This window comes from Streptomyces prunicolor NBRC 13075 (assembly GCF_000367365.1).
Taxonomy (GTDB): Bacteria; Actinomycetota; Actinomycetes; order Streptomycetales; family Streptomycetaceae; genus Streptomyces; species Streptomyces prunicolor.
Genome location: NZ_BARF01000163.1, coordinates 1 through 14,405, shown reverse-complemented (window position 1 = coordinate 14,405; position 14,405 = coordinate 1). Strand labels below are relative to the sequence as shown.

General features: G+C 66.5%; 10 protein-coding genes. 4 read left to right on the top strand and 6 right to left on the bottom strand.

Features of this window, described 5'->3' with window-relative positions; genetic code table 11:
- On the top strand, positions 1 to 1,090 hold a 1,090-nt coding region (locus SPR02S_RS58630), incomplete at its 5' end, for a tetratricopeptide repeat protein (RefSeq protein WP_019065358.1).
- 638 nt (positions 1,091 to 1,728) lie between these two features.
- Here SPR02S_RS58630 and SPR02S_RS66430 read toward each other — a convergent pair.
- Positions 1,729 to 2,721, bottom strand: a complete 993-nt coding sequence (locus tag SPR02S_RS66430) for an RNA polymerase sigma factor (protein ID WP_373283459.1) — start codon at positions 2,719 to 2,721, stop codon at positions 1,729 to 1,731.
- Between the two features lie 427 nt (positions 2,722 to 3,148).
- Here SPR02S_RS66430 and SPR02S_RS58625 point away from each other — a divergent pair, with 427 nt between their 5' ends.
- The 3 genes from SPR02S_RS58625 (at position 3,149) to SPR02S_RS53925 (ending at position 6,796) form a co-directional block, all read left to right on the top strand.
- Positions 3,149 to 4,075, top strand: a complete 927-nt coding sequence (locus SPR02S_RS58625) for a PDDEXK-like endonuclease domain-containing protein (RefSeq protein ID WP_019065357.1) — start codon at positions 3,149 to 3,151, stop codon at positions 4,073 to 4,075.
- Positions 4,076 to 5,032: 957 nt separating this feature from the next.
- Positions 5,033 to 5,641, top strand: coding sequence for a hypothetical protein (locus SPR02S_RS53930; protein WP_245607796.1), 609 nt, complete (start codon positions 5,033 to 5,035; stop codon positions 5,639 to 5,641).
- Between the two features lie 66 nt (positions 5,642 to 5,707).
- Positions 5,708 to 6,796 (top strand): helix-turn-helix domain-containing protein, encoded by a 1,089-nt coding sequence (locus tag SPR02S_RS53925; RefSeq protein WP_019065355.1) that lies wholly within the window; start codon positions 5,708 to 5,710, stop codon positions 6,794 to 6,796.
- Between the two features lie 347 nt (positions 6,797 to 7,143).
- Here the strand turns inward: SPR02S_RS53925 and SPR02S_RS53920 are convergent, their stop codons facing one another.
- The 5 genes from SPR02S_RS53920 to SPR02S_RS58615 form a co-directional block, all read right to left on the bottom strand.
- Complete coding sequence (locus SPR02S_RS53920; protein WP_026151740.1) at positions 7,144 to 8,604, bottom strand: hypothetical protein; 1,461 nt, start codon at positions 8,602 to 8,604, stop codon at positions 7,144 to 7,146.
- Positions 8,605 to 9,020: 416 nt separating this feature from the next.
- Positions 9,021 to 11,798, bottom strand: coding sequence for a protein kinase domain-containing protein (locus SPR02S_RS59470; protein WP_052347229.1), 2,778 nt, complete (start codon positions 11,796 to 11,798; stop codon positions 9,021 to 9,023).
- A 238-nt stretch (positions 11,799 to 12,036) separates the two neighbouring features.
- A complete protein-coding gene (locus SPR02S_RS63770; RefSeq protein WP_158698034.1) occupies positions 12,037 to 13,122 on the bottom strand; it encodes a hypothetical protein in 1,086 nt (361 codons plus the stop codon).
- A 131-nt stretch (positions 13,123 to 13,253) separates the two neighbouring features.
- Positions 13,254 to 13,709, bottom strand: a complete 456-nt coding sequence (locus tag SPR02S_RS61570) for a Mov34/MPN/PAD-1 family protein (protein ID WP_158698033.1) — start codon at positions 13,707 to 13,709, stop codon at positions 13,254 to 13,256.
- The coding region (locus tag SPR02S_RS58615; RefSeq protein ID WP_019065352.1) for a ThiF family adenylyltransferase at positions 13,706 to 14,405 on the bottom strand (700 nt) is incomplete at its 5' end. The genes SPR02S_RS58615 and SPR02S_RS61570, both read right to left, overlap by 4 nt.

Here is a 14,405-nt window from a genome sequence, read left to right as displayed (position 1 = left end):
GGAGTATGAGCGCGCCGAGGAACTTGCACTCCTGACTGCCGCCGCCGGAGACTCAAGCATTCTGTGGGTTCTGATGTACACGCGAGAGGATGCCGGACTCCGCCAGCAGGCCGAGGAACTGGCACGGAAGGCCGTCAGTTGCGGGTGCAACGGTCCCGTGGCTGATCTGGCGCGGAAGCGGGAGCGGGCCGGGGAGTACGAACGGGCCGAGGAACTGGCCCTGCTGGCCGCCGACGCCGGCAACCCCAGCATCCTGGTCAGCGTCGCACGGAGACGAGAAGAAGCCTCGGACCACCGGCTGGCAGAGGACTTGGCGCGGCGCGCCGCCGACGCCGGAAACAGCAGCGTCCTGGTCGAGCTGGTGCAGGCACGGGAGCTGGCCGGGGAGTACGAGCACGCTGAGGACTTGGCGCGGCACGCCGCCGACGCCGGAAATCTACTTGCCGTGAACTATCTGGTGCAGGTGCGGGAGCGGGCCGGGGAGTACGAGCGCGCCGAGGAATTGGCGCGCCACGCCGCCCACGGGGGAAACCCCGGTGTCCTGGCCGCATTCGCGGACCGGCGGGAGGTGGCAGGAGATCACCAGCGGGCGGAGAAGGTTTTCAGGACCCTCGCCGACCTCGGCTCCAGCCAGGCCTTGGCTGACGTAGCAAGGCTGCTGGAGGTGGCGGGAGATCACGACGCAGCTGAGGCCCTTGCTCGGCAGTCCGCGGCCGTGGCCAACTACCGCCCCGCAGTCGAGCTGGCGCGAATACAGGAGGCGGCGGGCGACCATGAGCGCGCTGAGGCGCTGGCGCGGCTGGCCGCCGATGCCGGAGGCAGCGGTGCCTTAGCCGAACTGGCCCGGCGGCGAGAGCAGGCCGGGAACCACGAACGGGCCGAAGGGCTCGCTCGGCAGGCGGCCGACGCAGGGGACGGTGATGTTCTGGTCGAGCTGGCGCAGAAGCGAGAAGCGTCCGGAGACGAGGACCGCGCCGAAGTCCTCTTCCGGCAAGCCGCAGACGCCAGTGAAGTCCGACGGGCTGCATTCATCCAGCGGTGGCCGGACGGTCTGGATCCGGACGGCACACCCGCATCTCCATGGTCTTGACCCCAACCTTCATCGAGCGGCTGTCCAGTCGTCATGACCGGCACCGATGGCTGCGTGTGTAGGGGGCGTGGTGGAGGTAGACCTGGGGGATCAGTCCGGGCATGTCGAACCCTTCGGGATCTGCGTAGCGGGCGCAGCAGGTATGCAGGAGCGCCTGCTCAGGGAGGGAGTCCAAGGATCAGCCGACCTGACCGAGGCCCTTACAAGTGACGCCGCCGGGCAACGACTTGTAGGGATACAACAACGCCAGATCGCCAACCCGCACGCGCCCAGCGCGCCCGTGGACACCACCACTGCACGCCGACTGCACGTTTGGCCACCGGTCGGCCACCGGGAGACGCACAGCAGGCCCTCTGGGCTGACGCGCCAACAAGAATAAGGTCAAGGAATGCAAAAAGGTCCAGGTCAGATGGTGTCCGACCTGGACCTTGCCCGAGCCCCCTGTCGGATTCGAACCGACGACCTACGCATTACAAGTCCGGGCGGGATCTTGCTGGGTGGTTCCGGACGCTGATTCGGTGTCCGGAACCGCCTGCTCAGGACAGGTGTGGCTCGCTGCATGGTCTCCTCCGTGATGACCAGTGCGGCTGCGTCCGCTCACGCATCGCTCACGCAAGAAGGCAGGCTGAACAGCCCTTTCATCGTCGCCGTCGCCGTTGTCCGTACGGCTCAGCCTCCGGCAAATACGTACGCGTCCCCTCGACACCGCTTGACGAGTAGTCCTGAACCGGATCTCTGCGAGAAACCAGGGAGGACAACCACTCGATCATGTCGTACCGAAGATCGGAGAGCGCCGAACGGAACCGGGGTGTCCATGGCTTTCGGGCGAATGTGCCTGTCTCATCAGGGTCGCGTCGGCGCCGCAGCCAGTTTCTAACAGACCGACTACCGATGCCGAGTACCAGCAACCACACCGCCGTTTGGCATACGCCGTAGATCCACCCCTCTGCGGTGAGAGCGTGGTGCGTTCCATCACTCTGCCTACCTGCAGCTGGCACAGCACGCAGGATGCGATCGCTACCCACCACACACAGCGTAGTAGCGACCGCTACGAGCAATGCGGCAAGGTGAACTCGGAGGGCCGCCACCGCGCGCACAACGTGAGTGGCGATCGTTCCCGGCCTCTTCTGCATGACCGCTGCCGTCTCGGCCTGTGTGTAGTCCATAGCCTTGGTCGCCCACACTGCCGTGCGCTGTTGTGGAGGAAGGTCGTACAACGCCTTGTACACAGCCACGCGATTTGCGACCAACTCACTGAAGTCCGCAACGTGGATCTCCTCAGTCGCAGGCGCCTGTCCTGCCCCTACCGCAGCTGGCTCTACTCTCCACCGGTTCTGCCGACTAGCGGTGCGCACATCGTTGCGGATCACTGCATACAGATAGGCGCGAGGCTCGCGGATCGCCTGGGGGACGCGAAGCGCCTTGGCGAACGCGGACTGCACGATGTCCTCGGCGCCAAGGACAGACTCGGGCACTCCTTCCTCAGCCAGCAGTCGACGCGCGAGGCCGGTCATCTTGGCCCGATGGTCCCGGTACACGGCGTCCAAGGTCTCCGCAGAACCCACTGACCACTCAGCCACGGCGCCTCCCCCGCTTCTTGCCCGGCTCCTCGCCGCACTGTCCGCTCCCATCCCCACGCCGTGCCCGGATCAAGGCGGCCCTGCCCTGAGCCCGGTTGCGGTAGGCAACACTGTCCACCCAGCCCTTCATAGCCGGGACCAGAACGACGGCAATGGACAACAACTCGCCGGCAACCTTCACCGACCAACCTCCTCCGATCAGTGGCCCTCGTTATGCCCAGTGGTTCCAGGGCGTGGGCCGTACATGTCTGTAGAGGCGGCATGGGGTCATCCTCATGACATGGGAGCGCAAGTAGTTACTCAACGTCCTGGCTCGTGCCGCACTGTCGCGCCCGTGGGCGTGTTCCCAATCGACTGACCTCGACCGTGAGGTGGTCGCATCACCGTGGTGCGGGTGACCTACTTGGGCGGGCACTGCCGACCAATGATCTGCGGCATGATGCCTATCCAGGTCCGAGGGGGCACGGGGGAGGACTGCGTGACATCGATCTACCTAGCCGGAAAGATCAACAAGAACGACTGGCGCCATGACCTGATGGGGTGGGATCTCCGCACAGCGTGGGCAGTCTGGGAGAACGACGAAGGGGATCCTCCCCGACCGTGGCCTGTCATCAAGAAGGGTGTTCTCGACACCTTCGACTACGTCGGACCGTACTTCGCCAGCGACGACCACGGCTGCGGCCACGGCCCAGGAACCCATGGATGCGGAGAAGACGGCGCCCTGGCCTGCGGTAGCTACGCGGGCCTCGGCCTCCCCCTGCGCCCCCAGGTACGGGAGATGTGCCTTGCAGCCATCGACGCCGCAGATATCGTGTTCGCCTGGCTCAACGACCCCACCGCCTACGGAACTCTCGTCGAGATCGGATACGCCAAAGGCCGCGGCAAGCAGGTCATCGTCGCGGCCCCCGAGATACCCGGCACTTGCGAGTTGGCCAGCAAGCGCGGCTGGCAGCTACCTGACAGCCCCACCAACGAGTTCTGGTTCGCTTTCTCCTGTGCCACCAGCACGCTCACTGCAAGCACGCCTCACGAGGCTCTCAAACAGGTCGTGGACTTTCTACCCAACCTCGAATCCCCCATCGAGGAAGCATTTTGGCGCGCATATCTGCAGATGGCGCCGCCGGAGCTGAACGGCCTCAGATCGCAACATCCAGTTTTCAACGGCCGGTACCGCCTCGACTTTGCTCTACCTGCCCAGAAGATCGGCATCGAACTCGACGGCTACGCCTACCACTCCAGCCCCGAAGTCTTCACCCGAGACCGCGCGCGCCAGCGCGAACTCCAGCTGAACGGCTGGAGGATCATCTCCTTCAGCGGTACCGAGATCAACAGGGATGCTGGCGGTTGCGTGCGCCAAGCCGCGCAGCTCGTCGACCAACTCAAGAGCGGTGGAAGCGGCACCTGACCGACACGACCGACGACGAAGACCCTGGCCGCCGTCCGTTCGGGCCTCCAGCCAAGCACGGGAGCAGGCCGATTCACGGCGGATGCTCACCACCGTCGCTGCCCCTTCCCGGGGCGTCGTTCGACATAGAGGTCGGGGACCTCTGCCGACGGAACGGATGCACCGACGTCCACAGAGTGGGCGGTACGAATGACAACGGCGCCGACGTCGTCAGCCGCTTTCCCGGACAGGTGGAGGATGGATCGCCACCGCCCCGCCCTGCACGAGGGTCGCGTCCAAGGCGGAGATACCGGTGGCGTCCACTCTCACCCGCCACTCCCCTGGTCGTCCGTGCGCAGCCAACTCGGGAGGAGGACCTGCACCTGCGGGATCGTCCTGATGCAAGCGAACCCTCCAGCGACAGCGAGGACGGCGCCAATTCCCGACGATGTCTCCGGGATTCAGGCAGCGCGACCGCTAGGCCGAGGGCCATCTGCAGAACAGTAGGCAGCGCGCTTTTGGTCTCCGTACTCAAGGCACTTCCCCTTCAGACGTTCGGCACGCGGAGCTCGTCCACACGGTCGGGCCCGGCGGCTACTTCGCATCAGCGCCGCTGAACCCGCAATGGCTCTGCCACACCTCATATGAGTCGACATCGGGCCTGGCCAAGCTTGGGACCAGGCCCGACCTTGTATCGGCCACTCCCTTCCTCCACATGCCGCTTCCCCATGGCGGTGAAGATCGGCGACCGCTTACCGGCCAAGGTGGGCGATCGGGGCCCACCTCTTCCTCCGGTGGGCCTCGCCGCACCGGACTGCACTGGACGGCGACGAACCTTATAAAAATCCCACCACGAGTGAGGTACAGTCTTTATAAGCCTGCTGTCAGCCCTCGGAGGTCCCCTTGGCCCTGCCCCTCGCGACACCGTCCCCTGAACCCGACAACGTACGGGCCCAGTTGGGCGGTATGGGAACCCGGTTGGAGTTCCTGCACGACGTACTGCGTGCAGGCGAGGCAGCGCGGCGCACAGCCGTCCCAAATGACCCGACGGGAACGGCTGGCCGACGGGCCTACGAGGCGCACGTAAGGACCATCCGCGAGCTGCACATCGAGCGGGAGGGGTGGGCCCGGCTCATCCACGGCCGCCTCGAACTTGTCTGCAACGCAGACCGGTCGATCGCGATGGGCGTGATGGCCGGCGACGCGGCCACGGGGCAGGCAAGTCTGTTTCCGAAGAACGCGCGTCGACGCGGACCCGCAACCGGCATGGTCACTCGGGCCAATGCCGGCGAGGGCGCCCCGCACGTACAGACGGCTCTATTCGTAGCCGGCGTCGGCCCCGACGGGGTTGCGCTGAGTGAAGAAGAAGCATGCGCCCTGAAGACGTGGTTCCTGCTGTCCTCTCGCACCAAAATCGGCGAGACGGTGCGGATCGACTGCGAGCTGTCCCAGCCTAAGAAGTTCGAGGACGGCTTCGTGATCGAATGGGGCAGGCGGATCCCCCTTCCGGCCCTCATGATGGACGGAATCGAACCTACGAACGATGATGGGCCGGGAGAGATCGACATCCCCGTCGACTTCCGCTGAGGCTCATCGGTGTGGCGGCAAACCTTGTCGCCCCACCATGCACCACCAATAACTGAGGCAGCCCACATGGTGACCCCGTCCCGCATCACACTGGCCCGTAAGCGCAGGGGCCTCACCCTCGCCGAGCTCTCGGACCGGGCCGGGGTGTCACTGCAGAGCCTGTCGAACTACGAGACAGGGCGCACCGCGCCACGTTCTGACACCGTCCACAAGATCGCCTCAGCACTAGACTTTCCTGTTGCCTTCTTCGGAGGTCCTGCGCTGGACGAGCTCCCGGCGGAAGGCATCTCCTGGCGAGCCCGCAGTAAGACGTCGGCACGGATACTCGAAGCCGCTCGGGCCGCCGGCGCATTGGGCGCAATGTTGTACGACTGGATCGACGAGAGATTCCGCCTGCCAGCAGCAAACGTGCCGTCGCTGGGCAAACCCGACCCTGAGACTGCCGCCGGCATGGTCCGCACCCGCTGGGGCCTGGGCGAAGCGCCGGCACCCAACATGGTGCACCTACTGGAGGCGCACGGAGTTCGGGTGTTCTCGCTGGACCCCGCTCACGCCGAGGTCGACGCATTCGCGGTATGGCGCGACGGTGTTCCGTTCGTGTTCCTCAACACGCTCAAGTCAGCTGAGCGAGGACGATTCGACGCAGCGCACGAACTAGGCCATCTCGTCATGCACGGCACCGAGCATGCCTGCTCAGGGCCCGAAGCCGAACGACAAGCGAACGAGTTCGCCTCCGCCTTCCTGATGCCTCGGGCGAGCGTTCTCGGGCACATGCCGTCGGGCGCGCACGTCGATCAGATCCTCCGCGCCAAGCAGATCTGGAACGTTTCCGCCATGGCCCTGACTTACCGCATGCACGACTTGGGTCTGCTCTCCGACTGGCAGTACAGGTCAACGTGCGCCGAGCTGAGCCGTTTGGGGTACCGGTCCGGCGAACCGCAGGGCATGGGTCAGCGCGAAACGTCGCAGGTTTTGACGAAGGTCTTCACCGCGCTGCGTTCGAAGCGAGTTCGCCCCTCAGCCATCGCGGCTGAGCTCGGGCTCACAAGCGAGGAAATGAACCGGCTCCTGTTCGGACTCACTCTCACCACCTTCGAGGGTGAGGGCCGATTCGCGGCGGCTTCGGTGAAGCGCAGTCTGTCAATCGTCCCCTGAGGAACGGCAGACGTCGGGGGATCGGTAGTCACAGGAGCGCCTAGACCGCTTCCGCCCACTGCTTGATCTCCGTGCTCATCTGGTTGGCAATGAATGCGCTGCGGGCGAATGCGGCAGCGACCGCCGTGCTTCGGCGTTCCCCGTCGCGTACAACTCCTTGATCGCCTCGACTCGTACTCGCCACAGAGGCTGAGCACGTCGAGGATCTGCCGGGCCACTCCTCCCACGGCTTCTCACGACCTCGTGATCACGGCGGCACTGGCCCGTCAGCGTAGGCCGCCGGACGCAGGTTCAGGAAGGGTTGCATGGCGGGCAACGAGTTAAGCCAGTGGCCCCACCACCTGCCGCTACTGGTGCCGTCCGCCGCTCCACCACCGGCGCCGCTTAGGGGATAGCGGTTGCCGCGGGTTCACTGGTGTCGCCGACTGTGCGGTCGCGGCCGCGTCTCCCAGGACGGCCGTGCGGATCGCCGTCCAGTCTGCGGCCCGCCACCAATTGAACAGCTCCACTGTGCTGATGACCGTCACCGGTAGGGAGTCGAGCGAGGCAACGAACTCGGGCCGCGCGTATACCGCAGCCGTCCGCTCCCACGGGTGCAGCTTGTGCTGGTGGTTGATGATCAGTACGCCTTCGGAGACCGGTTCGTCGGGCCGTAGCTGGGGCCAGGTCTCCAGATGCCGCTGGAGATGCCCGACGAGATGCTCCTGTGCGGGACCGGAGGCGCCCTTGACTTCGACCAGCCGCGATGGCGTACCGTCGGCGCCGACGAGCAGGTCGGCTGACTTCGTCCCGCCGAGTTCCTCGTCCAGGTCCACGGTGTGCATTCCCGCCTCGGTGAGTACCCGCGCGATCGCATGGACCAGGTCGGTGCCGCTGCCGTACAGCAGCCCGTACCGCACCGGCTCCGCCGCTTCCTTGGCTTGTCGCAGTTCATCCTCCAGGCGCTGTTTCTCGGCCGCGTACCGCGCCTCCAGGTTCTCCAGCGCGCCGCGGGCGCTCTGCTCACCGACGGTCTGCAAATCGGGATCGATGAAGAACGGCGACCGGGCGCGGCGCAGCGCCGCGGGCACGTACTCCGGCAGTGCCCGGTGCACCAGCCAGCCCAGAACGCTCTCCCAGCGGGTGGGGTCGGGGAGGAGATACCACCGCTGGTCGCCCTCCGGCGACGTCCAGGCCGCGACCACCGGCTCCCCGAGCGAGTCGACGAGGATGGGTTGCAGCTCGCCCGCAGCGGAGTGCTCCACCCTGCCGGAGCCGTCGCCGTTGTACGACTGCGAGCCGTACAACTTCAGGCTCCACCACGGCGCACCCCCGGGGCGGGTCAGCAGCCGGATCGCCAGATCACGGTCAGCACCCTCCAGGCCCGGCGCGATCTCGGGCCGCATCCCCTTGGGCAGGCGCCGACCACCGGCGCTGGTGGACTGGTCACCGAGGCGTACGGAGGCGTCCACCGACGACAGCGGGCTACGCGGACGGTCGTCGTCCGCGTGGCCGACGACGGCGAAGACCAGAGCGACCTCGCCGCGCTGCCGTACACCGCCGAGGAAGCGCTGGAACTCATCATGGCCCTGCCCGGAGAAGAAGCCCGGCTCCACAGCCGCCGGACAGTCGCTGCTCTCCATGCCCCACCATCGCGGCACGAGGCCGTGCTGCTCCCAGGGCACGTCACCGGGGACACGCAGCGGCTCTGGCGGGCCCATCCGGTTCAGAGCCTGCTCCCTACGGAGCAGCAGCCCCTGCTCCTCTTCGGAGCCGGGCTCAGGCTGGCCAATGTGCACCGGCACCAGGCCGATGGTTGGGCTGCTCATCGCCGCAGGCTAGCACCCCTGTTGACACCCAGTCGGCGTACAGTCAACTCACCAGGCAGCCCGCCTGAGATCAGCTGATGAGTAGCCGAACAGTCAACCAATTAAGAGTTCACCGCTCTCCCCTCAGTCGGCTACGCGGGCGCCCGGCGGATCACGAACACGCTCTCCAGACGTTCGGGGCCGACGACACAGTCGGCGGGGCTGGCTGTCTGTAGCTGGTGGCTTCCTACCCCAGGACGGGGCTGCGACTAGCCGATCACCTCTGTTTTTTGTTGCATGGGTATGGCTGTGCTCGTGCTGCCCGGCATCCCTCGTGAACTCCTTGCTGTGCAAGCTCTGCTGGTGATGCGCACAGTCCGCGCCTGTCCACCCATTACGGGGGCGTACGACGGAACTGCTCGCCGGGCGGGGTGTGGTCAGCCACTGGTTGCGGAGTTGATGGCGCCGCGGATGGCCATGTCCACGGTGCGCTCCCGCGTCAAATCGGCGAAGTGCCCGGCGCTGTCGGGGAATTCACGCAAAACGGAGGCGAGAATCTGAGCGGCCTGCCCGCGTAGTCGGCGCAGCCAGTCGCGGATGGCGTCGTGCTGGTCCCACTCGTTGGAGGCCGCGTCCCAGGTGCACATACCTCGGGCCGCTTCCTCCAGCAGATCCCACTCCTCTTCCTGGGCCGCGTAGCGGGCGACACCGCGCAGCCACGCGATTGCTCTCTTCGATTCGTTGTAGTGCGGCCAGTCGGTACCGTCGCCATTGACGTGCCCGGTCATCGCCTGGATCAGTGTGAGGGCCCGTTCGGGGTTGGCCAGGAGGAGCGGCCCGGTGAGGTCCATTTCCAGGCCCGGCAGGACGTCCAGATAGAGCTCGTAGTCGTCACCGTGGTCGGCAGCCAGCGCGAGCAGCTGGCTGGCGGCGTTGGTTTCCCCTCCCTGGGCGGCCGTCACGAGTTGCTGGGCGCGTGCGATCGGCAGGTCGATGTGAGGCGAGGTCTCCCGCTCCACCAGGTCGAAGAACTCGGCGATGGTCTGCGGACGCTGGAGCGGATCCCGGTACGTGCACTGCCTCACGACGCTGCGCCAGGGGCCCGGTGGCGGCAGCAAAGGCACGTTCGCCTCGGGGTCGGTGCCCGTCAGCAGCCAGCCGATGACTTTCCCCAGGCTGAAGATATCGCTGGAGGGTGTCGCGTTGTGGGGGTCGACGGACAGTTCTGGGGCCCCGAACTCGGCGGTGCCGATGGTGGTGCCGGTGCGCTTGGGGTTGGTCGTCTGGCCGCGGGGGCGGCGCACAATGCCCCAGTCGCCGAGGACCCAACGTCCGTCGAGGTACAGGATGTTGGCGGGCTTGATATCCCGGTGCAGGTAGTCCAGGCAGTGGGCATCGGCCAGGGCCGCCGCGACCGCGTCCACCAGGGCGCGCAGCTCCTGGCTGTCGTACTGCAGCTGAGGCTGGAGGCGTTCGGCGGTGTCCTGGGCCAGCGGCATGACGAACCACTCGGCCCGCGGGCTGGAGTCGAGGACCGGCATGACGTGGCGGTTGCCGCCGAGGGCCCGGGCGACCTCGATCTCGCGCAGCATCCGTGCGGTCAGCTGCTCGCGCAGCGACCTCGGCTTCTTGAACGCGACGACGGTGCCCGTCGGCTTGTGGACGGCCTGGTGGACGATCCCCATACCGCCCTCGCCTCCCGGCATCGGGAACTTCTCCAGCGCGTAGTCGCCGCGATCGCCGCGGGCCTGCTGGCGTACCGCGGCGTACGGATCAGCAGCGGGAACCGGCACGAGTTCCTCCTCGATCGCGCAGGAGACGGCAGTAGTGTGGCCGGTGATCTTCACCAGCACGGGGTGGACGACGTCGACATCGTTCGTCGGCAACGAACCCAGTAGGTAAGCGGGCCCGCCCTCCGGCGCCTGGGCAAGTCCGAGGACTTCGCCGAGCTGCACTACGGCCACCGGATCGCTCTTGCGGGCCGCCGCGTCGACGGTGTGCAGTTCCACGCTGATACCGGATCCGCCCCGCCCGGCCACCAGAACCGTGTCACTCCCTGTGCAGGCCATGTACCCCGGGTGGGACACCGGCGTCAGCGTCCAGTCATCCCTCCCACCGACGCTCGTACCGACGGCGAGGTCGACGACGGCGCTGTGCCCGCTGGCGGCGAGGAAGAAGCGCCGTCCGTCAAGCCAGCCGGCCGACCTCACCGCCGCGTCGAAGGCGATGGAGAATCGCTGCTGATTGCCGACCTCATCGCTCAGACGTGTAAGGGCAAGAGTCGAGCCGGTTCGGGCGCCGAACGTCGCCCCAGATCCGGACAGAACCCACACACGCGCGTCAAGGCCAAGAAGCAGGCTCGCATACGGTTCGAACCCCCCGCCCACCGCCCGCAGTTCCCCGTCGCGCCACATCACCACTGCAGGCCCGCACGGCACGCAGACGGCTCCGTCAGGCAGCACGACAGCCGCGCCATGCACACCTGGCAGCGGCAACCGCCACCGCACCCCGCCACGCTGCAGATCCACCTCAGCCACCCCGACCTCTGTGGTGATCAGCGCCCGCTCAGTCGACTCCCAGGCAAGCCCGCTCGGCGACAGAGGCCAGTCCTCCCCCGCCAGGACTACGGAGGCCACGATGCCCGGCTCCGTCCGGGCCGGAACAGTGACCGGTCCGGACGACCTCGTCGGCAGGGACAAGGCCGGGGCCGGCTCCTCCGGCTCCTGCAGCAGGAGTTCATGCAGCGGTGTGTACGACGTCCGCGGCAGGCGGAACGCCCACCGGATCAGCGACGCGAGCGGGGTGAGGGCGCACACGGCGGCCTCCAGATGGTCCCGGTCGAGCAGCACACCCCGCGCGCCCAGGACAGTGCGCAGGCCATCGTCCAACACACCGCCCGGAGTCCTCGCACACACCAAGACCCACCTCACACCAGGAGGCAGGTCCCGCTGATCTAGGGCCTGCACAGCGGCCCTGGCCGACTCGGTCACATGGGTGCCTGACGCAGCCGTCACGGTGATCGCGTACTCGCGTCCGGCGAGTTCGAAGAACACGGCCGGATCATCGGGCGATTGGTAGTCCACCGTCGCCTCGGCGTCGGTCCGACGGATCAGGGCCGCCACCACGTTGACCAGGAGCCGGTGCCTGTCCCGCTCCGACACCTCGTCACTGTGACACTGACCGTACTCGGCCAGCAGCTCCCGTACGTCCTCCATAGACCCGCCCCGTGCATCGTGCCTGCCGAGCACCACGCCCGGAGGAGCGATTGTCGCCCACACTCAGTCACGACGCGCGGCCAGCAGGGAGATCCGTCCACACCCACCCGGATCGCGCGCGTGAGCCGCTCGCCACCTCGTGCTTCCCGACCTGACATTGGGCGATCGTGGCTGCATGGGGCAACCACACCCAGCGCGTGCAGTGGGACGCGTACGACGCTGGAGAGCTTGTTTCCTGTCAGCCGTTAGGTCTCCGCCACGGAACGAGATCGGCCTGCCGTCCCAGCAGGTGCCCCAGGGTAAGGGCAATCTCGGTAGGGCCGTCAGTGAAGACCCAGCCACGCAGTGGAGTGCCTTGTGTCGCAAGCATCTCCGTCATCCTGAGATTCCAGTGGTAGTGGATATATCGGACCAGCGCCTCGTAGACGTCGCGTCGATCAGGGACGTTGCCCGACCGGGTGGCGAAGATCAGAGCTCCGACACAAGGTTCTCGGCCTGCCGGGGATCCAGGGAGAAGATACTCGTCATGCTGACCCGTGCGTGCAGCAGCGAGTGCCTTCTCCCGGGTGCCAGCAAGGTGTCCGGCCATTGGCATGATGAGCGCAATCCGTCGCGCCGTGTCTCCGTCGGGAGGGCTGAAGGACTGCCACTCCGGACCGTCGGTCTCCGGGTCTCGCATCAGTACGTCGCGCAGTGTCTCCATGTCTTTGGCATCAGGCTGGCGAGTGAGACCGCTGTGTAGGCGGAGAGCCTCGAAGATGCCGACGCCGTCCTCGTGGGACTGCCTCATCAGCCGGAGCGAGGTGTGTCGCTGGTCCCGGAGGAGGTCGCCCAGTCGGTACGCATCATGATGGCGCGCGGTGACGTAGAGGGAGACGTTTTCGTACGGCTGCTCCGCCTCCAGGATCCGGGCCTGGAGGACGCGGTGTGCAAAGCGAACACGGTCGTGGGCGTCGCCGGGATCCTGTTGTTGGCTTCCAAGCAGTTCGGAGACGTTGACGGTAAAGCAGCTGGGGTGCCGCTGGAGGGCGTCGGCGCGCAAGGCTCGCAGCCGCGTGACATCCCATCCTCGTTCACTCACGATGACGACGATGCCGACGCCTTCTTTGCCGTGGAGCAGTGTGGCAGATACGGCGAAAACCAGTACGGCGGCAACCGCGACGACCGCGAGCCACCACAGATGTCCTCCCACCTCGGGCACTGCTTGCGCAAGGTCGGGCAGCAGTCCCACGGCGAGGCCGGCAGCAGCGGATGCTGTGATGGTCAACAGCCCCTGTGCGGACGTCAGGAACCGTAGCAACCAAGTCACTCTCTGCGACGCCACACGCTCCCCAATTCCCTGTATGCGTTAGACAAACGAGGGCTCGTGCACCCCTTTCGGCCGGCCAACAAGTTCGGCAAGACGTCCACGCTGGCGCGTCCTCGATAGTCGCATCTGCGCATGCTGACGCCGTATCACCTATCGTCAGACCAGTGGTGGATTGTAAGCGGACGAAGGTGCCCCTGGTCGGCAGAGCGCGCTTCGATCGTGCCGTCATTGCGATGGACCAGCAACAGCAGCGGCTGGCTGTATCCGTGGGAAGCGTTACAAATGGATTGCTCGTCCTGGCTGCTTGGGCCGCAGCGTGCGGGATGGGTGTGCCAGTCTCCGACGTAACCGAGCCAGGGGTGATCCAAATCCGCGAGCGCCCGGTCGAGCGCGTCCTGCGCTCGGTGATCTGCTCGCGTCCAGGACGACGATGTCGCATCCGGGTCTGGCACCTCGATGGCATAGCGGGCCACGATGGCGTCGCCCTCCCACCAACCGAGCAACAGCCCTCCCGTCTCGGTGCGTCCAGCGGCAGACGCGGCTGCTCGAATGACGTCCAGAGCGCTGGAAACGAGGATGGCTTCCAGATGACACCGTTTCACTTCACCACCTCGTCTTGCGACAAGGGGTCCGGGAGCACCAGCCCGATGTGGGTGAACGGCTGCTCTGGTTGAGAACGGCTCACAAACGCAACGGACGTTGGAAGCTCGCAGTGTCCTGCCAACTCGTCGAGCACCACGCAGCAGGCCAGCTCGGCAGCGGCGACGACCGCCGTCGGCGAAGTGCGTGACACAGGGCTCCCGCAGCCGTTTTCTCGCAGCTCGTTCTGGTCATCGAAAGCAGGCAACGGGGGGAGGAAGGTGTCTGCACCCCGTGCCGGAAGTCGATCGACACGCACGACATCTCCGTCACGTTGCGCACAGACCGTCACTACCGCCTTGCCCGCGTCGACGTTGGTGGTGTTCGCAGCAAAGGCGAGCATGCTCGTGGCCCGTGCGCTTCCTGTCGCGTCCACAACGATTCGATGGTCCTGGACCAGCAGTTTGGCCTCATCGGCCGAGGTCATTGCCGTTGTCCGGGCCCGCACTGCGTCGATCGCCGGGTCGATGGCCGCGAGGCAATTTCGGACCGCGGCTGACTTCCAGGCGCCAACCTGTTCGAGGCCAGCGAGGTGTCGTACGACGTTTCCGGGGCGTAGCCGTTCGTGATCAATAAGGGTGAGGCGCCGGGCCCCCGCGCGGAAGAGCAGGGCAGCCGTGAACGATCCGATGGCGCCGCATCCAACGATGGCGATGGGT

Coding starts and splice junctions, on each gene's coding strand:
- SPR02S_RS66430 (WP_373283459.1), bottom strand. CDS start 2,721: ATGGGAGCGGACAGTGCGGCGAGGAGCCGGGCAAGAAGCGGGGGAGGC.
- SPR02S_RS53925 (WP_019065355.1), top strand. CDS start 5,708: ATGGTGACCCCGTCCCGCATCACACTGGCCCGTAAGCGCAGGGGCCTC.
- SPR02S_RS53920 (WP_026151740.1), bottom strand. CDS start 8,604: ATGAGCAGCCCAACCATCGGCCTGGTGCCGGTGCACATTGGCCAGCCT.
- SPR02S_RS59470 (WP_052347229.1), bottom strand. CDS start 11,798: ATGGAGGACGTACGGGAGCTGCTGGCCGAGTACGGTCAGTGTCACAGT.